The following is a 25,377-nucleotide window of genomic DNA, read 5'->3' as shown; positions in this document are numbered from 1 at the left end:
TTTCTATCTCACTCAGTAATATTGTTTTAAAAATTGAATACAAGTGATATTCTATTAACATTTCCTAGAGTAGCGCCGAAATTCGAAAATGCATAATCAATTTGAGCACCCATATATTCAACTCCGGCAGCTTTGCCGAGAGCAATTCTTTTATTAGATATGATTTTTCTAGTGAACCGATAATTATTGAACCTGGAACAGAAGGTTGTAAAGAAATTTTCAAATCACCGCCCAGCATTTTAGAAATGCCGTATGTAATTTCGTTCTGAGCAGAATTCAGAATATCGCTTTTCTCCGGAACAACAATTTCTTTGCAAAGATTTTTATAATCTGCCAGAAATTTCGCATTCGAAATCTTACTGTATCTGAGCGAAAATTCATATCCATTTTCCGCAACAGTATTAATGGGGATAACAAGAAGAAACAGTAATGCGTATTTTGCTGAAAATATAGAGTGAAATCCTAATTTATATCTTAGTTTAAACATACCTCACCTACTGGAAGTACAAAACCACCTTCCCAAAGCATTTTGATTTTACATTTTCCCTTAATCTACTTAATTGCAGATTAAGGGAATGTAATTGAAATTAGACGTTTATTCCTATCGCTAAAATTATTTCAATAAGATCATCTTCTTTGTCTGGTTGAATAATCCCGACTGAATCTGATAAAAATAAACGCCGGAAGGTAAGTTCACAGCATTGAAATTAACTTTATATGAACCGCTGGAAAGCTCTTCATTAACTAATTTAGCGACAGTTTGACCGATAGCGTTGTAAACTGTTAGTGTTGTAAAGCCAGAATTTAAAAGCGAAAAAGAAATTTGTGTTGTTGGATTAAATGGATTTGGATAATTTTGTGTAAGACTAAATTCCGATGGTAATTCAGGGCTATAATCTTCTACCGAAGTTAATCCAGTCAGAGATACTGGAATTGGTGTTCCTTGTCCTGGTGCATAAGCGCCACCCAAATCCCAAATTAGCCAATCATAAAGCCCACCAAAAAGACCGCCAGTGCTTGTATCACCAACTTTGATGTAATTGTTAGTTGTAGTACCGGCTGTTGCAGTAAGTACGGGTGTAGCGTTTTCATCCATATATACGTTAACCTGATCACCCTTTAATGTAAAACGATAGATATGCCATGCTGTGGGATTTGGAATACTAACTTTAAGTTTTGCATTTGTTTCTGCATATAATGTGTCGGGATAATTTAAAGTCAAATCCATTCTGTAGGAACCATCGCGCATAGACACATACCAGAAGCAATAATCAGTCCCCGCAACTTTAGTCTGCGCAATCATTTCAGCTGACGCTCTGACTCGGAAAACAGTAGTTATTCCTTTTGTCGGGTCAGCTACCGCTGCCCAGTTATTAATCCATGATTCTTTGCGATCACCAAGAAATTCATTGATCTTAATTAACTTATTTCCTGAGATGTTAGCATCATCGACTACACTCCATAGCACTGATGTAGCCGCATCCGTTAACCCTGCTGTTTTATCAGATTTGGTCCACGGTAAACCATTCATTGTTGTTACTTCTGGTAGAGTGCTACAATCCCAAATTGTCCATTGGGCATAAAGTTCTTCAAACGTCATTGTAAAAAAAACAAAAGCCACTAAAAATAATAGATGTCTTTTCATGTTAGCCTCCTAAGTAGATTGTTTTGGTTAAAAATATCTGGTGAATTTTCTATCTCACTCAGTAATACTGTTTTAAAAATTGAACACAAGTGATATTCGATTAACATTTCCTAGAATAGCACCAAAGTTTGAAAACGCATAATCAATTTGAGCACCCTTAAATTTAAATCCTGTACCAAAAGAAAAACTCTCTACATCATAATTGAATTTATATCCTGCACGAATGGCAAATGTGTCATCAAAAACATATTCGCTACCTATATGAAAACGTTCCGAATAATCTCTCGGATTTACGCCCTCTATTGCAATAATTAATTTATGTTTTTCACTTGCTATGTTAGCCAGCCCGAATGCATCAACAGAAAAACCGACTCTATAGATTAACGGTAACACAAAATTTTCGTCAATATATTTTATTTCAGTCGAGAAATTCTGAATCGAGACGGCAACCTTCAAATCATTCCAGCCTGTGTTATAATTTGTACCAATATCAAAGGCGAATATGGATGATTTTCTGGCGATCAAATCCTGCCTGCAATATTTTACAGTTACACCTACACCAAACTTATCGCTAAACCGTTTTGCATAACTTAGACCAATTGCAATTTCAGATACGTTTAAATTTTCGGTGTCGTCATAACCTAATGAAGAATTACTGATAGCCGTCCCTTGAATCTTCCCATAATCAACATTAACAGCGCTTATTCCCACAACCCCATAATCCCCTATCTCCATTGCAGCTGAAAAAGCCTGGTGTTTTATATCAGCAAACCACATTGTATAACCAAGAAAAACAGAATGGTTCACAAGAGAAGAAAGTCCAGCCGGATTCCAGAAAACAACAGATGCATCACCTTCGAGTGTTATAAATGCATCCCCCATCCCTGCACCGCGTGCACCTGAATTGATTTTCAAAAATTGGTAACCAGTTTGAGCCACCTTCTCCAGATTATCGAATGTAGGAAAATCACGAGATTGTGAAAATGTTCTGTTTATGAACAATAAAAAGAATAAACTAAGTATGGCCGTTATGAAATAATTTTTTTTCACTCTTATCTCCATTATCTTTGGATGTGAAAATTTTTATCGAACAATAATGAATTTACCGATAGTGCTTCCTTTACCTTCTTTGCTTTCAATGTGGTAAATGTAAACTCCGCTGCTGATATACTGGTTATATTTTGAAATTTGAAACCACTCTTGTGTTCCTTCAATCGAATCATGGTCTATCTCATCTACGATATCTCCTGAGACAGTGAATATTGTAATTCTACACGGTCCGGGAAGCCCTGCGAAAAGCAGTTTGTCTTTCTGACCGGGATAATTTCCCTTTGCGGCTTTATCATAAACAAATGGATTAGGAACAACCCTTACTTCACTAAAATTATCTACTCCTTGAGCTGTTCTTGGTACAGCAGATTTTCTCGAAGTCCGAGCCCAATATTTACTGCTTTCAACACCGTTTGCATCAACTGCTGTAATATTATAATAATAGTCGAATCCCCTGTTAACGTCTTCGTCTTTGTAATATGTGCCTGTCAAATTCTCCATAAACAACGGATAAATAACAGAATCTTTCACACCTACAGCTCTGTACAACTTATAACTTTGAGCACCCGGTACGGCATTCCAATTCACTTCAACATAACCGGGACCGCTAAGGACGTTTATAGACGACGGCGGATTCAGATTATTTCCTTCCGGAAGCCGGAGTTTATTTTTCCAGATTCTACGTGCGCTGCTCAATTTATTGAAGAGATCCGTTTTCCCCCAGCGGAGGAATTCATTTTTCTGCTGAGCGGTAATCTCACCGTTTTTATACTTAAGTCCCCATTGTCTGCATTCCTCTGTGCTTCTGGCACCGACTCCGTAAAACATCACAACGTTTACGGTATCACCAAAATTCAGATTGTAAGGTCCTATTGACATATAGATTCTTGGCTGTTGTTCGGTTTTAGGATTCATACCCGGAAGATCTGGATTAATAGGATTTGGATAATTTCCTGGGGTTGTCAGATAAGTAAAAAGATCAGTATTTGACCAATTGGTTAAAGAATAATTTGAACCGCGCAAAACGGCAGTAACTTTATTGTTGTCGTTTGTCCTGTCGCTCACACCCATATCAGCATGTATTAATCCAACGCCTGAATAATAAGGCGTAAGGAATTCGTAATCAGCTCCGTATGCAGGATTTCCTTCGTCTTCGTACGGACCATTATCCGGATCATCGCCGTCCCAGCCGTAAAATATTTTAAGAGAATCCGCAGGTTCATCTCCATAATAATCCATATAGTGAGAGCTTGTCCCAGGATGGTATCTATCAGCTAAGTGTTGATCTGGCCATGAATTCCATCTTTCCATAAGAAAATACAGGTTGTTGATTTTTTGATTCGGCAGGTCTACACCGGAATACTCATCGGCTTCGCCGGTATTGATAATCATAAAGTGTGTAATGGCAAAGTCCTGGTATTTTGGATGACTGAATCCATAAGTTCTCGAGACAATCTTCAGCCCCATAGATGAGACAAGAGTCTGTTCAACGATCTGATCAGATATGATGGAGTTATCAACAGTTGTAATCGTATTTAATGATTGAGTAACATTTACTCCATCAACCGAAATTTGCGAAGGCGCGTACTTAAGATATTTGTGTGAGGATAATGCGAATAAGTCCTGCTCATAGGCGGTTTCATAATAAATTTTATTTCTGTCAGTCCAGTTACGCGACATGAAAGAAATCTTACCGCTGGTATTTGAATGATCTTCCTCATTAAAATCAGCCGGATATATAAAATTCATCGAAGATGTAGAACTAACCTCGAGCTTAAATCTTCCGCAATCAATATCCAGGCCCTGTGACAATGCATTTGCGGCAAAGAATGTCCAGATGGCGAATGTTAATAGTTTAAAATATTTAGTTCTCATAAGAGGAATTCTCCGGTTAACTATAATTTTTGTTTGAAACTGTTAAAACATAATTTTTACGCCAAAATAGATATCCCTTGTCGGTCCGTAGAGTAAATAATACATCGCTTTATCAAGGAATGTCTGGACATCAGAATCGTCATAGGTACCGGGTTTGAGTCCCTTTTTGGCAACCAATTCGAGATATTCTTCCTGGCTCACGAGCGACTGATTCCAAAATTTGTCGCTACCGTTAAGAAATTTTGAATTCAATAAATTCTGCACTTCCAGGTAGACGAACATATCGAACCCCGCAATACTTATTTTTTTTGAAACGTTGAGATCCACATTGTACCACGGGGTCCATTGAATATTGTTCTCGTCGGTTCCCGGATATGCTTCGGAATGATAAGTCAGATATTCTCCGGCTTCCCAGCGGATATAAGTTGAAAAAATCAAATCGGAAAAAATAGAATTAAGAATCGCGCTTGATTCTATTTCCGGGACTTCAAATTTCAGATTTGCCCTAAGTATGGGGCGTGGTTTGGGCTTATCGATATTAGGCGATTCAAGAACATTCTTTTTTAAAGGATCTTCATAATAAGTTTGATATCCGTACCATCCGCCTTTGCTTAATCGGTAATCGTAGCTGATGCGACCGCTAATGTATTTGCTGTACGGCAGGAGTAATTCAAGTTCAAAGCCCATAATATCCCGGTAACCGTTATTCATACTTCTCAAATATGAATAACTATATGTACTAGCTGAGAAATTAATGGTACTTATTTCACTCGATACATCTTTATAATAACCGCTCAATTTGTAAGAGAAAATATCAAATACATTGTGTTCAACCCCTAATTCATATGAAATTGTCTTTCTGAATTCAAGGTTAGGATTTCCCATTTTGTCTAAACTTGATGAAAAATTTCGAATATCTGTGTATAAATTTTCAATATTACCACGTTGGAAGAAATAACCATAATTAAAAAATAATTTAGCATCTTCAGTGATGGGGTGTGAGACACCCAATCGCGGACTGAGGACATATTTCATTTTGGGTAATTGGCCGGGAGCATAATAAAGGCTGTCGAAATTTTTCCCTTTCTGATAGTATGCGGACCATGGATCAGTAAACGCTTCAACTTCTGATTGGAACGCATCCAGTCTTATTCCAAGATTCATTATCATTCCGCCAAACTCTATTTTGTCCTGAACGTATCCCGACAACTCTAAATACGAGACATCTCTCTTTGTCCATTCTTCTGCGGGTAAATTTATATGTCCATCGTCCCAGCGATGACGGCCATAATCCAAGTACATTTTATTAAGAGCAGTTTTAAACCCTGTTTTTAAAAGGTGATTTGTTGTAATCTGGTTTGTATAATCACCCTTCGCCTGGAATGTTTCGTACCAGGTATAATCTCTCCATCCTTTATCTTCGCCGAGACGGTGGATATCGAGCACGTCTTTATATTTATTGGGTGCAAAATTAAACGGTGATTCATCCAGCCGGACACCCCCGATAATCATGATTGTGGTAGTATCTCTCCAATCAGTTGGGTGAGCCCGAAATTTTGTTCTATCATATTGCAAATTCACGTTTAAAAATGAATTCTTATTTATGATATATTTCATGTCGAGACCTTGTAGCGTACGGTAAACATCGGCGTGTACCATTCTAGTATCGGCATTATAAAGATGGCCAGCTGCTGTTCCATCCATAGCATCAATTACATTATCCCATGAATGCGCATCGACAAAAGTTGCAGGTTCAGCGTCGTAGGCCACTGAGTTTGTCTCGCCGTAGTTTCCGGTATATCTCAATTTAATTTCCGGACTAATTTTATAATCAAGTTTCAGTGTATGTGATTGATCAATAAAATCAGGTCGGGAAAACTTAAACGCGAATGATGTTCTGTCATAAAATCCGCTGTAAAAAAATGTTAATTTATCATTTGTAAAAGGAACCGGTCCTCCGAATGTACCTTCTACATACTGATCCGGTTTGTTAGCGTATTGTTGAGGTCTATGCTGAAACTTCCAGATATCTAACATATCTTGAGGAGTAGTTGCAACCCCGATAGGTCCATTGGGACCAATAATAGTCTTTTTCCCTTTATTCCGAGCCATGTACGAAGTCCAACCTTCAAAATCGGGAACGCCGTTTTTATCTCTGTCCTCTGAAGGTCCAAGGGATAAATATCTGCCAACATCCCACCAGTTTTCAGGGGAGAACAGATCCGGTCCGAAATGTTTGTGTGCTGTCGGGCTGAATCTATAGTCAACAGATAAATTGTATTTCGTACCACCATCTTTGGTAACAATATTAATCATACCAGAACGGGCATCGCCGTATTCAGCACTAAAACCGCCTGTTAAAACCTGAATTTCTTTTACAGCGGCCTGGGGTACCTTAATTATAGGTATTCCCAATCGTTTATCGTTCCCCGACATTCCATCCACAAAATATCCGACTTCATCCACCATACCACCTCTTATCGTCAGATGCCCGTACTGATCTCTATCAATTCCGACTCCCGTTGCGATCATTTCACGGAGATCAACACCAGTGGGCGAAGTTGTAATTTCGTTAGAGGTAAGAATGTTTTGTGAAAAGGATACATCTTTTCTGATTTTGTCTCTTTCGGCGACTACAATAATATCTCTGCCTAATTCAAGAGATTGTTCAATCATTTCAAAGTTTACGGTAGTGGTTCGATCAATATTTACAATAACATTTTTAACTGTTATAGATGCATATCCCAGATAAGAGGCTTTCAGAGTATATGTTCCAGGAGTGACGTCAATAATAAAATATTCTCCCTTAACATTAGACATAGCACCCGTCTTGTTCTCGATGAGCGAAATGCTTACGCTCGGAAGCCCTTCTCCTGTTTTTTTATCTTTTACTATTCCCGCAATCTTGCCATTCTGGTCAGCCAATATGAGAGAACTTGTCAAAACAAGTATGGTTAATAAGCAAATAAATTTTGTGCCCATTTTTATTCTCTTGTTATTGAAATAAATTTCAAAAAATTGATTTTAGTATTCATTTACTTAATCTTTCTTTTAATCATATAGGATTTATAATTAAGAGCAATAATAGTCCATTTATAGTGATAGGTGGTTGGAATAAACATTTTAATTAGGATTATATTATTCATAATCATAAAGAAATTAAAAAGCGTTTTATATCTCAGATAAAACAATTATTTTGACTATGAAAAATAATCTATGAGTAATACTAAAAAGAAGTAAAAAATATGTTTTTAACTTGTCTTTAACCTAAATTTAGGCTAAACCGTTTAGCAAAATTATTCATTTCGTTAAATATTTGGACAAAACTTAATGTCTGATTTATGAAGATCGATAAACCAACTGTAGATAACATTCTAACAAAAATTTATAGCAGTGATCATTTTTCCGCTGAGCTTGATAGAAAAATGTTATCATATCTTGTAGAAGCTCACTTTTCTGGAAAGACACCAAAAGAAATTGACATTGCAAAAGATCTCTTCCATAAAGACGATGATTTTAATCCTATTGATTCTTCAATAGTAAGAACTCACATATATTCCTTAAGAAAAAAACTCGATATCTATTATCTTTCTGAAGGAGCTAATGACAATATCCGTATCCGACTCCAAAAAGGTCATTACAAAATAGAATTTCTGACCACCTCAGAACCAAAGAATCCTAAAAAAATAAAATGGAATCAGTATTATACTCTTGTTTTAATCATAATACTAATATCTACTTCTATCTCGTTTTACTTCTGGCAAAAAAGTAATTCATGGGAAAGACAAATTAAAAATTTGAGTCTTGAACAAGATAGTAACCCGGTATGGGCTGATTTCTTAAGCTCCGAGTTGCCTACTTTGTTAGTAATTGGAGATTATTATGTTTATCAACGTCCTCATAAATTAACTTCAAGTGAACAATTTATTAGAGATGTTGAAATAAACTCAAAAGAGGATTTTGAAAAATTTTTAAGAAGAAATCCCGATGCAAAAGGGAAATATATTCAGACACCTCTCACATACTTAGGTATGGAAGTTCCATACGTGGTTTCAAGATTAACCAAAGTTTTTTCAGGTGATGAAAATAGATTAAAAATAAAATTAGCATCTGATTTAGTCTGGCAGGATGTGCAGAAGAATAATATTATTTACATCGGTAGCGAAAAATCTCTTGGAATTATGAGCTCTTTTCTAAAACAATTACGGTTCAAAATAAATTTATTCCCGCATAAGATATTTTATACTCCAAATTATAAAGATACAGTTGAAACTATTACACTTGAATCATATTATCGATATGGATTTCATGATGACTTTCCAATCATTGCAAAATTTCCAACCACTGATAAAAATATCGTAATGCTAGTAGTTTCCTTTTCCTCTTTTGGCCGAGTTGAAACTATAAAAGAATTATCAAGTCCTTCTCCTTCTTTTTCAGATAAATTACGTGCTAAAAACTTTATTAAAAACGAAGTGCCCCAATATTTTGAAATTTTATTTAAAGTACATGGTATTGAACGGAGTGGTTTTAATACAGAAATACTACACTTTCATGAAATCACTTCAAAAATTCTTGTTGAAAATAAACGCTGATAAAGATTTTAATTCTACTTGTATTTCAACCATAATTGTTCCTATTCATTACTTCATCCGGATTCTGAGCTAATAACACTATTTTTGCACTCCACTAATTGACATATAAAAATTCATTCTGCTTAAGTCTTTACTCTATTTTTGTCTTGGTTTCTTAAAATCAAAGACACAACTCCAACAGGAAATCATCTTTCTTAGGAAGCAACGTAAAATTCATCCTAGTTTAAATAATTCACAGAATTGTTTTATTCAGAGAGTAGTATACTCTCCGACAGCTTCATTTCTATCGATGAATTCAATTTATTTTAAAATGACAATTACCAAAAAGTGACCAATTAGATAGATTCCACACTCATGAACAGGCTACACAGACCCCTTTTAAAATAAGAAACCTCGAAAACAGCGTTTAATTGCTATAATCGAGGTTTTATTTTACTAAGCAGAGAGTCAGGGATTCGTTGCCTTGGGTAAAATGCTAATAATTTAGCCTATAAACACAGCTTTTCAGAATGTTGTGACCATTTTGTGACCGAGTCGTTTCCAAATACAACCAACTACACCGTCTACACAGTATTAAATATAGATCACACAGTTACCCGATTCATATGTCTACCTATATTATTTTAGTGTTTCTAAAGAATGAGTCAATTCATGATATGCTGGATTTTTTATTGGGTGAGGTTTTGAATAGTTACAGTTATATTCTGCAATTCAATCGTCTCAATTATAATCTTTTATACATCTAACACTAAAGCCGTAGTCCTTATAGTGGCTTGAGACATAAAAAATATTACTGCCGTAAGACAAGTTGAAAGCGTATGCTTTGTTATTATGGGACGCTGGAATCCATAAGAAAAGTTCGGTGCCGAGATCGCTGAAGCCGTTACTGTAGCTACGGAAACCAACTAGCAATGCTGAGAATTTGCTACTATTTGTTCCTGTTCTATCTACTCCGATTGCCTTCAATGCATTCCCATCATTCTTTACTAATCTAAACAAATTTTCAAATTCTTCTTCAGTGGATAAATACCAACCTTCTGGAGCTAGCACTCTTTTATCATTTACTGCATACCAATTGTACAACTTACCATATTTTTTACCATTCATTGGATCGTTATCATAATAACACCAGGCAGGTTTACCTTCTCTCCCTGCCTTCGCCCATTCTTCATTAGTTTTAGCTTCTGAAATCAAATCACCGTTTCTAAATCTATCTACATTCAGGTTTTCGGCCATCCAAATTTTATTTCCAATCTTAACAGTTTTATAATTGTTCCCATCATTTTGCGGCTCTTTACCACAACCGTTTACAAATAACAATAATCCTAATATGATAAGTTTATCAAATTTTGCGATTGCCTTCATATCAAGTGCCCACAACTTTAACGTGATTAAAACTTAATTAAGTAAGATGATTCAAACAATAAAGATCTTGGCATTTATGCGGTAACCAGAATCACAGACCATTCAACAAATCTTAAAAGAAGACTCCTCAGAAAAGTTGGTATTATTGTGAACCGGCAAAGAGATTAAGCAATGGATTACCCCAACCTGCCGGCGATTGTTTTACGTAAAATGGTACACTATAATTTTACTAAGTAGTTGAATAGCTTCTAGCTTAAATAAAATATTGTTTGAAGTTCTTTAATTTTGAGAAGAGACGATACCAAAAAATCCTGCGCAGACTGCGGTTCCAGCAGATCTCTAATAATCATATGCTCGGCATGAACAAGCGCATCTTCTTGTATCTCCATAACTCTATTGTTTAATGGCAGCCAAGTAGACTTTAACGCAAAACCCTCGCGGGCCCAAATACTCTGTTTAATTAAATTCTTGATTCGCGAATACATCGGCAGAGCATCTCTGCCATGACCGTTATCGGAAAGGTCAACTGCTTTTATTTCGAAGGGTCTATAGTTGTTTTTTTCGTGTGAGAGCCGTGCCATTTCAACTATATAAAGATTTTTGTAGCACAACCACTTTGCAGTTTCGATAATATCTTTGCAAAGTTCTTCCGCTTTTAATAAATGATAAATCTGCGAAGAACACTTGTTAATCTCACTGCATTTAATGTTAGAAAGTTTTTCCAATTCAATCAGTAAATTTTCTTTTATTATGGATTTATCCTGCTTCTGCAGCTGTCCTACAACATGATAAATGATTAAATCGAAATGATTGGTAAGAAGTTTTATTGATTCGGTCAATTCGAGAGGAATAAAGAGTTCAACAAATTCATCATAACGTTCTAAAGAGAACAGATCATCATTCTTATCTCTTGCCAAGAAAAATAAATCTTCAATTACATCATGCATTGCTGCAATAGTCACATAATTGCGATAATTAGATTCATCCAGCTTTAAAGCAAAAACAACAGCACCAACTCTATTTAAATGACAAGCTGAGGTAATACCGCATTTCCTTTTTATTCCCAATTCCAGATACAACTTGAAAACTTTCTGAATGATATCTGAATATTGTCCATAAATTTTGGCAAGAAGACTTACATCTGGAAGTTTATTGAATAAAATCATGGACTGAATGGAAAGGAGATATTCATTTGTTTCGATCACTTCGCGCATCCTAGATATTTCTGTTGAGGAGCTTGAGATATGTTTTCTTAGTACTTTTTTCAAATAGGGATTCAACTCGTAGAACAGCTTTAGATCATCAGAAATTACTTGTGCCTTATGCCCACCATAAAGTTTTGCCAAAATCTCTCGATCCGGTATCTGTTGAAGAAGAATAGATTGAAGAATTTCAGTTGCTACAGGATAATCGGGATCGTTTTGTAATCTTAATATTTCTTTTGTGTATCTCATATAATAACTTCAACAAAAAGTTCTTACCAAACAAATCATGAAAAATTTTCTTCGAATTCAGGTTGTTCCGGGTCGTATTCTTCTCGTGGAGGTATTTTAAACAATTCTTCATCCAATTTTTCCTCGATTCTAAACCCGATAAGAAATAAATAATCATTTCTTATTCTTTTTAAAGTTTGTTCAGGTGAAAAGATATATAGCAAAAAACTAATAATAATAATAATGGAGCAAATTTTTTCAAAATTTTTAAGTACTATAAAAAAATAATACATGAATGGAAGCAACAATAACGGGGCTACTAAATAGCTCACCCATTTTTCGTTGCTATTAAGAATAGTTATTAAGAACATATTGTAAATAATAAATAAAATTGAGTTTGCTATTACAAAGGAGACTAGAGCACGCGCCGGAGTTCCTAGTAAAGTAAGACTTTCATAAATGAAAGAGCCAAGAGACGGATTATAAATAGCTCTACTCGCATGAAATTTTGTTCTTATTTGTCTGCGATACAGTTTCATACATACCCCAAAAGCAATTTCAAGAATTATAAATAAGCAATTACAGCTGCACTCGATGAAGATTAATTCAACAAGTAAAAGCAAAAAATATTTTTTATTTCATTAAAAGCATTTTTCTGATTTGAGAAAATCTCCCAGCTTGAATTTTGTAGAAATAAATTCCACTCGATAAATTTGATGCATCAAAAGAATATTCATGACGACCGGATGCTAATTCTTTTGATACCAAGTTTGCAACTTTTTGCCCTAACACATTAAAAACAGTGTGTGTTGTAAAGCCTGTTTGCGCCAACGTGAAAGAAATTCTTGTGGATGGATTAAATGGGTTAGGATAATTCTGCTCTAATTTAAACTCTGTTGGTATTAGTAGTTCATTTTCAACTGATACGGGTGAATGATCCTGTTTTGCAGTAATAGTATAGTTCCATGAAGGAATAATTTGATCTGATGCGGCCCAGAAACCGACATTGTCGTCATTGGGATCAACACTGCTGGTTACCCATCCGGTGACTTTGATGTCTCGCTTTGCGGAATTTGATATGATTGTAAATCAACATACGCTGTTTGTGCATCCCATTTATCTGAAGAAATATGCATTGAAGAAAGCATTACAGGTTTAAATGCTTCACCCGGTTTATTATCTAAAACTACATTGCCAGTAACATTAAGTGAGACTGATGCAGATATTGAATTTCCACTGGGTGGTGTGATGCGTAATTGTCCATTTGCATTGAGACCGGATATAGCTGCTGAAAATGAAATAATAATATCCGCGCCATCAATTTTCCAAGTTGTAGTTATAGGAGCCCCTTGATGAAGAGTGCCTCCTGACCAAAAGGATGGGAGTAAAATAACAGATGTACCCCAACCTGAGTTATTACCATAATTCATACGGAAGTAGCTACTCTCCAAATGAAGAGCTGCGTATTGGGGAAAATCAGTTCCACTTCCATAAGCTATTTCCAGGACCGTTCCATTTTGTCTAACACTCCAGGCAGATGTTTGACAAAACGAGATTCGAAAACACATAAAGACTAACAAAGATTTTACCATAATTTTCATTTTAAGTTATCCTCCATCAAATCAATCCATTCATTCAATATTTTTAGTTTGTTCTGTGTTCGCATATTTTCGTTCAGCCAAACCATTATTGTTTGAGCGCGGTAAGTGCTTGTGTTATAGTTATTCATATTCCGCAATTACTGTTGGTTCATCTTGCACTTGTGAATGTCAATATGATATTTATATTTCAACTCTAAGACCGAGCATAATAACTTGTATGTTGTCAAATGGTTTAATTGAACCAGAACTTGATATTGAGTACTTTCTAAAATTCAAATCTAGATATGCGTTTGTATCAATTTCGAATTTTACACCCGCACCAAACCCTTGTGCCAATGGCGAATATCGCTCTTTATCGTTTATGTTGTCCGTATCTACCGAAAAAAACGTGATGCCGAAAGTTAGCATCGCATAGGGTTGCATCTTTCCATCAAAAAGAATTCGGTGAAATGGATAAACGTAGAAATTCCCAGAAACTATTCCGAGTTCGGAACCGTGATTTGGGAAATCGACTCCAAACTCGTTCTTGACTTCAATTTGATTTGTACTAAAACCACCAAAAACATCAAATCCAAGCAACTCGTTGTGTAACCCGAACTGCCCTCCAAAAATGCCACAATTACCTAATCGGCCAATAAGTTGTTCACCTCCAGTGGCATTTATATTACGGGATATTTCTTCGCTGGGAATTAAACCGCCGAGTTGAAAGCCAACCACCCATCTCCACTTACCAAATAAATCCGATGCGGTAATCAAACTGGATGTCATAAAAAAAATAGTGATGAACAATCCAAATTGCGCACATTTGTTTTTCATATTCTCTCCAATCATGATAATAAATTATTACATTCCGTTGAGCTTAATATACCATCAATCAATTTTTGTTGCTGAAGTTTTGCGGCTGAAGCCTTAAAAATTTTGTAATAGGAGGAGTCGTTGATTCTCGACATCACAATATTTTGATTGTTATGAATAGCATGATAGCTTTTTGTTTCCGTACCATAAACTTCTCTATCTCCCGGCGTTTCATAGACCTTTATTAACTCCTCAAAATTATTGGTCCAATAATATGAATCCCCATCATCGTTCTCTGGCGTAGACCAAAGAAAACTGTTTTTTGTATTGTAATAGCTACCCAGCAAATGTCCAGTTTCGATGGAAATAAAGTTAACTCTCCCGTCTACCGCAGCAGAAATCAATGTGTTATCAAGAATTATTAATTGCCATATCAATGCGGAGTGAAAGCAAAATGTATGAACTAGAGTACCTGAACGTAAATCAAATTTATTGATTCTGCCGCTTGCAGTGGCACTAAATAAAAATTTATTATCACCTGTAAGTATAACATGGTAAATGCAGCCTCCATTACCATAAAGAGATTTTTCTTTGCCAGAAGGAATGTCAAAGATTTTTATGGTCCCGTCTAAAGCGCCCGAAAACACTTGGTTGTTCTGTGAAAGAAAAATACACTTAATTGCAGAGCCATGAGAAAACGATTTATCAAGCTTATAATCCGACAGCGCCCACTTATGTATCTTGCCGTCATCGCCGGCAGAATAAAGCCAATCATCACTAAGCTGAAGAAAAACTGATTGAGCAACATCCTTGTAATCGTGCGCAATGCAGTTTGTTAACATTTTGTTTGTCTTTAAATCGAATAGAACGTACCCTCCAAAAGATTCGCGGATGTAATAGGCGATTGCAAGCAAATTATTATTAGTATTTATTTTTAGATCGCACACACAAGCTTCAGGATGATCCGGAATTGAGAATTCCTTAAATAGACTATAATCATTCATATTCCATTGATAAACCTTTGCATCCCAGCCACCCGTAAATATAAAATCACGCCCTTGAAGCGATGCAAATTCAACCGTCCTGATCGAATGTTGGTGTTTGAAAATATTTACTATTTTTCCGCTACAAAAATCGAGCAACTTTGCCGTATTATCCGCAACACCTGAAGCACAGAAATATTTTTTGTTCGGGGAAATCGCAATACTTCTACAGCCATCATTCTGGTGATATATTTTTTCACACTTCATTGTTGGAATAAAAATTCTGCGAATGGAACCGTCTTTACTGCCAGAAATTAAATAATTGGCTGGTGAGATTAATAAACTAGTAACTTCATCGCAGTGCTGCTCAAAAGAACTGCATGTTTTATCCTTAAGGTTAATCCTCATAATGGCACCGGATTTAAGTCCCACAAAAATTAAACTTGTGAGGAAATGATCTGATTTATGTTTTTCAGTTAGAAGCCTAGGTGAATGGCTAGTAATATCTCCTAACCCAATTTTAATTACATTTCCTTTCACTGATTTGTGTTCCCATATAATATTAAAATCGTAGTCAAAAACTAATACTTGGTTATCTGTCGTCAACGCAGCAACAATTTCATGACTTGCAGAGAGACTTTTAATACTTTGATTTGTTAATTTTTTTGTTTTGATCAATGTCCCTTTTTGATAATCATACATTTTGACAGAGCCATCAACATAGCCAAGTAGAATAAACTTGGAAAATGGGACTAAACCAAGGGAAGTAATAGGTGTAAGCTTTTTGTCTGATAAACATCTGACAAATTTCCAATCTGAAGCTCGATATACCTCCGCGTTACCTTCCAGGCTAGATGTGATGATGAATTTGTCTGGTGTCAAAAGTAAATTATTTATCTTCTCACTTTTTGTATGCACGTTAAGTGATTTACTAAGCGTCGTATCAAATGCAAGTAACTTACCAGAGTCTCCGGTTTTTCTATCAATTGAAATTACCCAGCCTGATGATGGCTTGAATCCACAGAAAATTTCTTTTGTATTTGCATCAAATTTTTGGGAGTGTATAACCTTACCACTAACTGCATCATAGCCCATAATTTCCGAACCATCGCCAAACGTAGCGAACAGCTCAACGAGCGCATTAGCTGATAGTAATTCATTCACTTGTTTTAATAAATTAAAATTTATTTCATGCCTGAGCTTTTTAGAATCAACTGAAGATAATATGTCATTTCTTATAGGGGTGAGTTTGTTGTTTTTCGCAAACTTGGCAAGTTCAGATTTATTTTTTTCACTCTTATCCATACAATACTGCTCCTCTTAATTCTTTTGAGAATTAAAAATTTTTGTAAGTGAACTATTCAGATGCTCATTTCCACCATAAATTTTATTCTTTGAAGCAATTCGTTTATTCAATTCTTCCTCTAGCAAATCCAACTTCAGACCAGCAACATTAAGTTCTCTGTTCAAGGGCACAGCAGAATTAGATAAAAGAAATAAAAGATGCAGATCAGTCGGTTCGGCGAACTGTTTTATTGCCGCGATTATCAATCTTTCTTCCTCTTGATAAGCCTGAGTGTTGTTTTTCAGCAACAGAACAAACTTTGAAAGGGAGTAATCGCATTTATAGAAAATTTCTCCCAGTATCTCTTTATCAAAACCAGCCGCGGCCAGCAGCAATGTGCGAAATGTTTGCTTCGGGTAATCTGAAAGTTTGCAAATATTTCTAAGTTCGCATAAATAAAGCATGATTCATTCCGTAAAAAATAGTTTTTTTAGTTCTTCTTCAAGGCGCGACTGTGTCACTTTGAATTTTTCGATATTGTTTGCAAATTTTTTTTCGGTAATTTCTATCATTTCAGGATCTCGCATGATATGATCTTTCTGATAGGTTTCTTGATCTGAATACAGTACATGGATTTCTGCTTGTATTTGAGCGAGTTCAATATTTAATAAGTTATACTCATTTAACAAAAATTTTAGTTGGGAATTAATATCGTCACCTAATACCATTAATTTAATAGTCGATACTTCTATTCCATATGCCGATAAAATCGTCTGTGCTTGAGAAACTATTCTTTTAAGTCTGGTAACGGAAAAATAATCTCCCGAAATTAACTCTGATATGTCAAATTCTTTTTTCTCGCGAATTGAAATAACTTCCTTATAAAGGGTGTTTAATTCATTTTCCTGTTCCTGAGAAAGTTTTTTACCATTTAGCAAATATATACGTCGATCCGGGTGAAGTAACTTTACTGCTAGTCGGAAATACTTGTCTGCCTCATTACGATATTCTTTTATTTCCGGACTATTCATAGGAAGGAAAGTAATCATTAAGTCCAAATCTAAATTTCTCGCAAAGGATATGTTCTGAAGCATTTTTTTCATCTCTTCTTGTTCCTTAAGCAACTCTAACTGGGCATCGCGTAAACAGTCGGCTTCTGATAAAGTTGGATCCTGTTGCTTTAAGGTAATCTGTACTTCTAGTAATTTGTTTTTATATAGTAGTTCCTTTAGCATCAACTCATCGTACGAAAATTGCTTCAGCCACTTTGCTTCAGTCAATGCGGACCGAATCTTTAAAGAATCAAGGTGCAAATAGCTGTCTCCTAGCTCCTTATGAAATGCATAAAAAGAAGCTGCCAAATGCCACCATTGTTTTTGTATGTCGACAGATTGCGCTTTTAAAAGCGAGAAATTCAATTCCCACCTTTCTTTTAAAAAAATGTTTTCCTTCTCATTTAATGAGTATGAGAATAAATCATTGAGTGTAAGTGAGAGTATATAGATTTGAAATTGATCGTTATTGGTGAATTTTTCTTTAACTGACTTATCTAATGATAACAACAACGAATACAATGCAGTTGCAGTCACTTCTAAGTTGGCGGTAAAAGTATTCTTATATTTTTCTATCTCTTCTTTGCTTGACCAAAGATCAATCCAATGCAACGGACTGCTATCCTCTTTGATCAATTTATTTTCCGTACTTGCAGCGTTGTACAAATTCTCCAGCAGAAAATCGATCTCGAAATGGTATTTCAGAAATAATATGACTATTGAGTGATATTGAAATGAATTTTGAGCACAAAGCTCGATAATGTTCGCATCTAAAAATTCCAGTGGAACATCCGCTAATTTAACTTTTGACTCTCCATTCTGCTGTTTATTTTGATTATACACTTTCAGCAGGTAGGGGTTTACAATTTCGACAAACTCAGAAGTTGTTGCAGCCATTGAGTCTAGGGTAGACATTAAACTTTTGTACACGTTACGTTCCTTCTTTTAGAATTCAGCATAACCGCCTTCCTTAATACAAAGCCAATGCCAGAAAAAATATTATTTCCTGAGTGAGTTTTTTTAACAAAAATACTGTTCTGAGAAGAATCTTAAGTGTACAGCAAAATGTAGCGTCTAAATATTTGACTTTAATTTAATGATTGTAAAGAAATTGGATTTTTTGCTCATTTAAATATTTATATAATGAATGCAAATTTTAATAACTGAGTGTAATACAAGATAGTATTGGAAAAAAATATCAATGCTAATCAACTTTCATTTGAGTTAAGTATTGTTCTTGAAATTTATTGTAGAATATTATATTCCTCAGGCAGATACAAAGATGCACGAGATAGTTTTGAACTGTACCTAAGTTCCGATTAAAAATTTTGGTATAGCTGGAGCATGCAGAGCAAGTGTCTCGAAGAGTTTGGAAGAATTGAGGAAGCACTTACTTCTTTAAATAAATCCATTGAGGTTTCTGAGAATATGGTTGATAATTTTTGCATCCGAAGATTTTATTAATGGATAAAATGGGGAGATTGGACGAAACTTAAAGAATATTTGCCGACCGCCTAATAATTATTCGTAAAAGCATGATAATATATAGCGATAGAAATTTTAACAAGGCATTAGTAATTTCAAGTGTCTCTTATCATTTTGAAATCACTAAGAATATTTAAATCACTTCAACTTGGTTTTCCTGTCGGGCGTGTATTTTTACTTTCAGAACTAGCTCCTCCACTTTCTTTTTCATATTTCTTCAACTTGTTATATAAGGTTTGTTTGCTTATACCGAGTCTTATAGCTGCATTATCCACTTTTCCATTTTCTTCACTTAAAACTTTTAAGATGTGAGCTTTCTCAACATCTTTTGATGTTTCCAGTTTTTTCCCTTCGTTATTTTCTGAATCACCTGTTTTATATTTTGAATCAGTTATTATATTAGCTGAATCTCCCCTTGATTTATCTTTCTCTACTTCTTCAGAAATCCCCGCAAAACATTTAATATCCAATTCTGATTTGTGGGAATCAGCATCTATAATTGCTCTTGCGATGGCATTTTGAAGTGCGCGGATATTTCCCATCCAGTCACGAGCTTGTAAATGTTTAATACAATCATGATTTAAGCGACTAATTTTCGTTGAATATTTTTGTCGCAACAAAATCAAAAAATACCCCGCTAATAAAGGAATGTCTTCCTTCCTATCACGGAGTGGCGGTATATTAATTTGAGATTGGTTAATTCTATTAAAAAGTTCTGGCCTCATCACAGTATCATCTTCAAGATTTTTATTTGTTGCAGCGATTATTCTAACGAAAGAAGTTAAATTTTTAATTCCCCCTACTCTTCTGAATTCACCACTCTGTAAAAAACGATATAATTTTGGTTGTAATGCTAAACTCAGTTCACCAATCTCGTCAAGAAACAGTGATCCACCATTAGCACTTTCCACCAATCCCTGTTTGAATTTTGCACCGGTGAAAGCGTTTTCTTCGTGTCCGAATAGTTCACTTTCAATAAGTTGATCTGGAAGAGAAGCACAGTTAATCGCTACGAATGGTTTATCTGCGCGGGTGGAATTTTTATGAATATAGCTGGCAAGCAAATCTTTACCGGTACCTGTTTCTCCAAGGAGTAAAACATTAATGTCTTTATTTGATATTTTTATAGCTTCATCAATTACATCTTTTTTGAAACGCCTACTGACACCAATTATTACAGATTCGTCAATATCTATTTCTTTGGCAGACTGATACTTAATTGGGATTGATTTTTTATAGCACCCCGCTAAATAGTCCGATAAACGCTTACGCAATTCTTTTAACGATTCAATAATATCATTTATATCTGATTCAGAATATTTAAACTTTTCTATAGAAATAAATCCTTTTACACAACCACCCCAAATTATTGGCACAAAATAAGCAATTGAATCATTGCTAAATTTTGCAATTTCTTTAAAAGAATTTTCAGCAAGAATTTCTTCAGAAGTAATAATCTCTTTATTATCAGCGAAAAAATTTATTAAGTCTTTGCCAAATATGATTCCTACATTATTGGAGTTCTCAGAGAGTTTGATATATTCTGCATCAATTTCATTAGTGGTTTCATTTAATAATGCTAAATAAATTCTTTTAGGAGTTAGCCAATTAAACATTCCATTTAGCATTTTGTCTATCGTTGAATCAAGTTCCATTGAAGGATGTTCAAATACTCTTAAAATATCCTTATATAAATCGTTTTTATCTTTATTTGAATTTTGCATACTCTTTGTCGCGTCAGGGAAAGAAGTCTCAACGTCATTTGATGAAGCTGATTTAGAAAAAACATCCTGTGTTTTTTTTATTAATGATTTTTCTAAAGTCATCACGTAAGGACCAATTTTTATTTCATCTCCTAGTTTCACTATTCCAGAATAATATTCAGAATAATATTCGCCCCTTTTAATGAAGGTACCATTCCTAGAGCCCAAATCTTGAATTAAATAATTACCGCCCTTATCACTGAATAAGGCTGCATGAAATCGGGATACTTCATTAGTGGCATCTTCAAGATATACATCATTCAATTCGTGCCTGCCAATTGAAATTGGTTTGCCCAATGGAACATTACTTATGTAGTCCACCATGTTGGGCTTTTTTACTACTAAGGAAACCCAAACCATTTGTAACTCCTATTCGGTAGTCTGAGAAAATAACTACGTAAAAATTATTTGAGATCTTTTCCCTATAAAAATATACAAAATTTTTTGCTAATCGATCCGTACGACTGGTTGTATATAAAGCATAAGTTGTTTTTCCAAAAAACTCTTTAGTATTACTCTGCTCTATCGGTTATACAAATACCCTTAAATATCATTCAAATAGAAGCGGGCTATGGTGTCTGGATTCCCCAATGCCTGCAGATGCTTTAATATTGTTTTTAGTTTAGTGCTTTATAATGTTTGTAAAAATGAATCGACTCACTTAATTTTTAATTGAGATCTATTTTGCACAATTATTTAGACTAGAAGATGAAAGCGAAATATTTAAAGAATAACTTGAATGTTTATTTTATTGCCGGAAGAGAAGAGACAAAGAGAAATTCGGAGATTTTTTCGGTTTTAAGCAGTTTCCGCAAAGATGTAACTATTTTGGAAATAGCCACTATTGAAAAACAGACTTTCGCTGAACAGTTAGATAAAATATCAGAAGATATATCAAATCTTGGTAATCCAGAAGAAACTGTTATTGTCAGTCGTTCTTACGGCAGTTATTTATTGTTGCATTTCAATCTTATAAAACCGGAATTATCCTTAAATCAATTATTTCTAAACCCAATGATCAGTTCCTTTAAAACAAAAGATGGATATTTTGGAATAATGCCTCCAAGATATAAAACCTTAGTGGAAGCGATAAGTAAAGAGCGGATAAAATTTAATGGAGTTGTAGAACTGCATGTGGGAGAAAAAGATTTTCACATCGATTTTGGGCTAGTGAAACTTTTGGAAAAATCCAATAAAAATTTATCTGTTATTTCTTATAAGAATGAGGGACATACATTTGAAAGGCCTTTACTTGAAATAATTATCAGCAACTTTATAAAAAGATGTTCTTTTTAAAAATAAATTCTTTCGTCTTTATTGCTTTATAGTTATCCGATATTGCCAAGAAGGCATTACCACATCCGAGGCTGCCCAGAAGCCAATGTTCTCATTACTGCTATTATTAACCCATCCAGTCGCTTTGCGGAATTTGATATGATTGTAAATCAACATACGCTGTTTGTGCATCCCATTTATCTGAAGAAATATGCATTGAAGAAAGCATTACAGGTTTAAATGCTTCACCCGGTTTATTATCTAAAACTACATTGCCAGTAAGATTAAGTGCGACTGATGCAGATATTGAATTTCCACTTGGTGGTGTAATGCGTAATTGTCCAGTTGCATTGAGACCGGATATAGCTGCTGAAAATGAAATAATAATATCCACTCCATCAATTTTCCACGTTGTAGTTATAGGAGCGCCTTGATGAAGTGTGCCAGCAGACCAAAAGGATGGGAGTAAAATAACAGATGTACCCCAACCTGAGCTATTACCGTAATTCATGCGAAAGTAGCTACTCTCCAAATGAAGAGCCGCATATTGCGGAAAATCAGTTCCACTTCCATAAGCTATTTCCAGAACCGTTCCGTTTTGTTTAATACTCCAGTTTGTCTCTTCTGATAAGGGTAGATGTTTTTCGTTAAGAACTTTTGCATTCTGTACGGTAATATTATCTTTTAAAATCATTTCTGGTCTGTTAACTATTATTGTATCTTGACCTCCCGGTGGTATTAATATTTTATTTAGATCTATTCCACACTCATAACAAGTTGAATAACGGTTCTCTTTTTTCTTCTCTATCATCATTTGCATTACTGATATTGTCTGCGCACTTACGCCTTGTCGAAGTTCACGCGGATCATTGATGCTTCCTTCTACTATCTCTTTTCTTACATCGAAGTCACTCGCAGTGGCAGTATTAAACGGAAGTTTACCGGTCAGCATTTCGTACAAGACAATACCTAAGCTGTAAATATCTGTCCGCTTATCAATATTTTCCTCTCCTCTCACTTGTTCAGGCGACATGTAAAAGAGTGTGCCCAGCTTAGTGCCGATCTTTGTCATGTTTTTATCGCCGAGTACTTTAGCTATTCCGAAGTCCATTATTTTGACGGTGTCTTTTGCATCCAGCATGATGTTACTTGGTTTTAAGTCACGATGGATAATTCCTTTACCATGTGCAAAACCTACTCCGGCGAGTATTTGTTGGAAAATATTTAGCACACGAGCTTCTTCCATTGCACCGTGTTGTTGTATTTCTTCTTTTAAGGTTATGCCAGGTGCATATTCAAGAACTATGTACATCGAATTTTGCTCTATAATAGAGTGAAACAATGTAACAATATTAGGATGCAATAATTTTGCTTGAATTATAGCTTCTTGCTTGAACCGTTTAATGAGTTCCGGATTGCGAAGCAGTTCGGGTGCAAGAGATTTGATAGCGACTTTTCTTTTAAGTTTTTTATCTTCTGCAAGAAACACTTCTCCCATTCCACCTTTTCTTATTATTTCCTTGATTTTGTAACCAGGTATTTGTGGCATTAATTCGCTTATATGAGGCATAAATATTTCCGAAATGTTTCTAATTGTTTTTCAAAATCTGTAGTTGTTCAATTCTCCATTCGTATTAAAAATAATGATAATGATCTGAAATCGCCATTATTGCATTTTATAAATTTACATGTTAAAACTGATTATTTTAAAAATATTTTTCAAATATCTCATTGCAAAATTCTCCACTGAAAATTATGTGTTCCTATTTAAAATCTTGTCCGCCATAAAAATATCATTCTGGGCTAAAAGCATTATTTTTGCTTTTCAGAAATTAACATATTAAAGACTATCTATGATAAAACTCCTTATTCAGTTCTGTCTGAATTTCTTCAAATCTAAAACACAACTCCAACTGGAAATCATCTTCCTTAGGAAGCAACTCGAAATTCTAAATAGAACTTCCAAGAAGATCCCGATCAAAAAGAAGGATCAGCTCTTCTTCCTATTCATTCGAAAAGTTTATAGTAAATGGCGAGATAGTCTAATCAACATTAAACCAGAAACAGTTATCCGTTGGCACAGAAAAAGTTTTTATGAACACCTTATGAGGAAAAAGAAAATGGATGCTGGTAGACCTAGAGTTCCTAGGGAAATCATTCAACTTATCAAGAGAATTGCAAACGAGAATCCAATGTGGGGTGTACCTCGAATACACGGTGAGATTCTAAAACTCGGTTATGAAATTTCTCAAGCTACTGTTTGGAGATATACTCCCAAAGACAAGTATAATAAATCTGGACAACGCTGGAAAACTTTTCTCAAAAATCAAGCTTCAGAAATTATCTCTATTGACTTCTTTTGTGTTCCAACTATTAATTTCAAGTTGTTACATGTTTTGGTCTTTCTCTCACATCAACGAAGAAAGATTATTCATTTTAATATTACTTGTAATCCAACTTCTGAATGGGCAACTCAGCAACTGAAGAATACCTTTTACAATTCTGATACTCCTAAATATTTAATTCGAGATCGAGATTGTAGATATGGTAATTTATTTAAGAAAAGCGTTTCAGATTTCGGCATTCGAGAAATTGTAACCGCTTATCGTTCACCGTGGCAGAATGGGTATGTTGAGAGAGTCATTGGATCTATTCGAAGAGAATTTCTAGATCACTTAATAATTCTAAATGAAAATCATTTGAGAAAACTACTGAAAGAATATTTTCATTATTACAATAATCAGCGGACACATCTTGGGCTGAATAAAGATTCTCCTGAATCGAGATATGTTCATATAATTGGAGAGATAGATAAAGTGCCGGTAGCCAATGGTCTTCACAATTACTACTTCAGAAAAGCTGCTTAATTTATTCTGCCAGATTTAATTCTAATCAAGTCGTAAGCGACCGATGTATATCCATATCTATTTTCAGAAAAATCACTAATACTTTGGAATTATTAGAATTATATTCAGTCAATGTCGGCTGGAATTTGAATTTCAAAAACTAGAATCGGTCCAAATTTTATATTAACAGACCAATTTCGGCTATGGATTTAATAATGAATAGGGACACGTCTAGGCAGACCCCATTTAAAAACAAAAACCTCGAAAACAGCATTCATTTGCTATAATCGAGGTTTTATTTTACTAAGCGGAGAGTCAGGGATTCGTTG

The 25,377-nt window shown here is 34.9% G+C and carries 19 protein-coding genes; 3 read left to right on the top strand and 16 right to left on the bottom strand.

The features are described 5' to 3' along the window. Positions 1-64: 64 nt before the first annotated feature. The 5 genes from NTX65_12745 to NTX65_12725 form a co-directional block, all read right to left on the bottom strand. The gene (locus tag NTX65_12745; GenBank protein MCX6170206.1) at positions 65-487 is read right to left on the bottom strand and encodes an alpha-glucuronidase family glycosyl hydrolase; all 423 of its coding nucleotides are present in this window, start codon (positions 485-487) and stop codon (positions 65-67) included. 126 nt (positions 488-613) lie between these two features. Then, positions 614-1,645 (bottom strand): T9SS type A sorting domain-containing protein, encoded by a 1,032-nt coding sequence (locus NTX65_12740; protein MCX6170205.1) that lies wholly within the window; start codon positions 1,643-1,645, stop codon positions 614-616. Positions 1,646-1,717: 72 nt separating this feature from the next. Then, complete coding sequence (locus NTX65_12735) at positions 1,718-2,695, bottom strand: PorV/PorQ family protein (GenBank protein MCX6170204.1); 978 nt, start codon at positions 2,693-2,695, stop codon at positions 1,718-1,720. A 33-nt stretch (positions 2,696-2,728) separates the two neighbouring features. After that, entirely contained in the window at positions 2,729-4,570 is a 1,842-nt protein-coding gene (locus tag NTX65_12730) for a hypothetical protein (GenBank protein ID MCX6170203.1), read from the bottom strand. 42 nt (positions 4,571-4,612) lie between these two features. Further along, complete coding sequence (locus NTX65_12725; GenBank protein MCX6170202.1) at positions 4,613-7,552, bottom strand: TonB-dependent receptor; 2,940 nt, start codon at positions 7,550-7,552, stop codon at positions 4,613-4,615. Positions 7,553-7,911: 359 nt separating this feature from the next. Here NTX65_12725 and NTX65_12720 point away from each other — a divergent pair, with 359 nt between their 5' ends. Then, complete coding sequence (locus tag NTX65_12720) at positions 7,912-9,165, top strand: hypothetical protein (GenBank protein ID MCX6170201.1); 1,254 nt, start codon at positions 7,912-7,914, stop codon at positions 9,163-9,165. A 720-nt stretch (positions 9,166-9,885) separates the two neighbouring features. Here the strand turns inward: NTX65_12720 and NTX65_12715 are convergent. The 10 genes from NTX65_12715 to NTX65_12670 form a co-directional block, all read right to left on the bottom strand. Next, entirely contained in the window at positions 9,886-10,530 is a 645-nt protein-coding gene (locus NTX65_12715) for a fibrobacter succinogenes major paralogous domain-containing protein (protein MCX6170200.1), read from the bottom strand. Positions 10,531-10,778: 248 nt separating this feature from the next. Then, complete coding sequence (locus NTX65_12710; protein MCX6170199.1) at positions 10,779-11,984, bottom strand: hypothetical protein; 1,206 nt, start codon at positions 11,982-11,984, stop codon at positions 10,779-10,781. 35 nt (positions 11,985-12,019) lie between these two features. Further along, positions 12,020-12,502, bottom strand: coding sequence for a hypothetical protein (locus NTX65_12705; GenBank protein ID MCX6170198.1), 483 nt, complete (start codon positions 12,500-12,502; stop codon positions 12,020-12,022). Between the two features lie 495 nt (positions 12,503-12,997). Then, positions 12,998-13,564, bottom strand: coding sequence for a hypothetical protein (locus tag NTX65_12700; GenBank protein MCX6170197.1), 567 nt, complete (start codon positions 13,562-13,564; stop codon positions 12,998-13,000). Further along, on the bottom strand, positions 13,561-13,692 hold the full coding sequence (locus tag NTX65_12695; GenBank protein MCX6170196.1) for a hypothetical protein: 132 nt from the start codon (positions 13,690-13,692) through the stop codon (positions 13,561-13,563). The genes NTX65_12700 and NTX65_12695 overlap by 4 nt, the downstream gene beginning before the upstream one ends. A gap of 52 nt (positions 13,693-13,744) precedes the next feature. Next, entirely contained in the window at positions 13,745-14,380 is a 636-nt protein-coding gene (locus tag NTX65_12690; GenBank protein ID MCX6170195.1) for a hypothetical protein, read from the bottom strand. A gap of 11 nt (positions 14,381-14,391) precedes the next feature. After that, complete coding sequence (locus NTX65_12685) at positions 14,392-16,647, bottom strand: WD40 repeat domain-containing protein (GenBank protein MCX6170194.1); 2,256 nt, start codon at positions 16,645-16,647, stop codon at positions 14,392-14,394. 15 nt (positions 16,648-16,662) lie between these two features. Continuing rightward, positions 16,663-17,091 (bottom strand): hypothetical protein, encoded by a 429-nt coding sequence (locus NTX65_12680; protein ID MCX6170193.1) that lies wholly within the window; start codon positions 17,089-17,091, stop codon positions 16,663-16,665. A gap of 3 nt (positions 17,092-17,094) precedes the next feature. Then, positions 17,095-18,576 carry a hypothetical protein gene (locus NTX65_12675; GenBank protein ID MCX6170192.1) on the bottom strand — a complete coding sequence of 494 codons (1,482 nt, stop codon included), beginning with the start codon at positions 18,574-18,576 and terminating at the stop codon, positions 17,095-17,097. A 731-nt stretch (positions 18,577-19,307) separates the two neighbouring features. Beyond that, a complete protein-coding gene (locus tag NTX65_12670) occupies positions 19,308-21,287 on the bottom strand; it encodes a sigma 54-interacting transcriptional regulator (GenBank protein MCX6170191.1) in 1,980 nt (659 codons plus the stop codon). Between the two features lie 348 nt (positions 21,288-21,635). On the opposite strand from NTX65_12670, the gene NTX65_12665 reads away from it, so the two are divergent. Beyond that, a complete protein-coding gene (locus NTX65_12665) occupies positions 21,636-22,223 on the top strand; it encodes a hypothetical protein (protein MCX6170190.1) in 588 nt (195 codons plus the stop codon). A 106-nt stretch (positions 22,224-22,329) separates the two neighbouring features. Here the strand turns inward: NTX65_12665 and NTX65_12660 are convergent, their stop codons facing one another. Then, positions 22,330-23,772 (bottom strand): serine/threonine-protein kinase, encoded by a 1,443-nt coding sequence (locus NTX65_12660; GenBank protein MCX6170189.1) that lies wholly within the window; start codon positions 23,770-23,772, stop codon positions 22,330-22,332. 535 nt (positions 23,773-24,307) lie between these two features. Between NTX65_12660 and NTX65_12655 the strand changes: the two genes are divergently transcribed. Continuing rightward, a complete protein-coding gene (locus NTX65_12655) occupies positions 24,308-25,069 on the top strand; it encodes an integrase core domain-containing protein (GenBank protein MCX6170188.1) in 762 nt (253 codons plus the stop codon). Positions 25,070-25,377 lie beyond the last annotated feature (308 nt).

The sequence above is a fragment of the Ignavibacteriales bacterium genome, assembly GCA_026390795.1.
GTDB lineage: Bacteria > Bacteroidota > Ignavibacteria > Ignavibacteriales > Melioribacteraceae > Fen-1258.
This window is presented reverse-complemented; position numbering and strand designations above follow the sequence as displayed.

What these genes read in the sequence shown, in the direction of transcription:
- NTX65_12745 (MCX6170206.1), bottom strand. Translation starts at nt 487, where the DNA reads ATGTTTAAACTAAGATATAAATTAGGATTTCACTCTATATTTTCAGCA.
- NTX65_12740 (MCX6170205.1), bottom strand. Translation starts at nt 1,645, where the DNA reads ATGAAAAGACATCTATTATTTTTAGTGGCTTTTGTTTTTTTTACAATG.
- NTX65_12730 (MCX6170203.1), bottom strand. Translation starts at nt 4,570, where the DNA reads ATGAGAACTAAATATTTTAAACTATTAACATTCGCCATCTGGACATTC.
- NTX65_12725 (MCX6170202.1), bottom strand. Translation starts at nt 7,552, where the DNA reads ATGGGCACAAAATTTATTTGCTTATTAACCATACTTGTTTTGACAAGT.
- NTX65_12720 (MCX6170201.1), top strand. Translation starts at nt 7,912, where the DNA reads ATGAAGATCGATAAACCAACTGTAGATAACATTCTAACAAAAATTTAT.
- NTX65_12715 (MCX6170200.1), bottom strand. Translation starts at nt 10,530, where the DNA reads ATGAAGGCAATCGCAAAATTTGATAAACTTATCATATTAGGATTATTG.
- NTX65_12710 (MCX6170199.1), bottom strand. Translation starts at nt 11,984, where the DNA reads ATGAGATACACAAAAGAAATATTAAGATTACAAAACGATCCCGATTAT.
- NTX65_12705 (MCX6170198.1), bottom strand. Translation starts at nt 12,502, where the DNA reads ATGAAACTGTATCGCAGACAAATAAGAACAAAATTTCATGCGAGTAGA.
- NTX65_12700 (MCX6170197.1), bottom strand. Translation starts at nt 13,564, where the DNA reads ATGAAAATTATGGTAAAATCTTTGTTAGTCTTTATGTGTTTTCGAATC.
- NTX65_12695 (MCX6170196.1), bottom strand. Translation starts at nt 13,692, where the DNA reads ATGAATAACTATAACACAAGCACTTACCGCGCTCAAACAATAATGGTT.
- NTX65_12690 (MCX6170195.1), bottom strand. Translation starts at nt 14,380, where the DNA reads ATGAAAAACAAATGTGCGCAATTTGGATTGTTCATCACTATTTTTTTT.
- NTX65_12685 (MCX6170194.1), bottom strand. Translation starts at nt 16,647, where the DNA reads ATGGATAAGAGTGAAAAAAATAAATCTGAACTTGCCAAGTTTGCGAAA.
- NTX65_12680 (MCX6170193.1), bottom strand. Translation starts at nt 17,091, where the DNA reads ATGCTTTATTTATGCGAACTTAGAAATATTTGCAAACTTTCAGATTAC.
- NTX65_12675 (MCX6170192.1), bottom strand. Translation starts at nt 18,576, where the DNA reads ATGGCTGCAACAACTTCTGAGTTTGTCGAAATTGTAAACCCCTACCTG.
- NTX65_12670 (MCX6170191.1), bottom strand. Translation starts at nt 21,287, where the DNA reads ATGGTTTGGGTTTCCTTAGTAGTAAAAAAGCCCAACATGGTGGACTAC.
- NTX65_12665 (MCX6170190.1), top strand. Translation starts at nt 21,636, where the DNA reads ATGAAAGCGAAATATTTAAAGAATAACTTGAATGTTTATTTTATTGCC.
- NTX65_12660 (MCX6170189.1), bottom strand. Translation starts at nt 23,772, where the DNA reads ATGCCTCATATAAGCGAATTAATGCCACAAATACCTGGTTACAAAATC.
- NTX65_12655 (MCX6170188.1), top strand. Translation starts at nt 24,308, where the DNA reads ATGAGGAAAAAGAAAATGGATGCTGGTAGACCTAGAGTTCCTAGGGAA.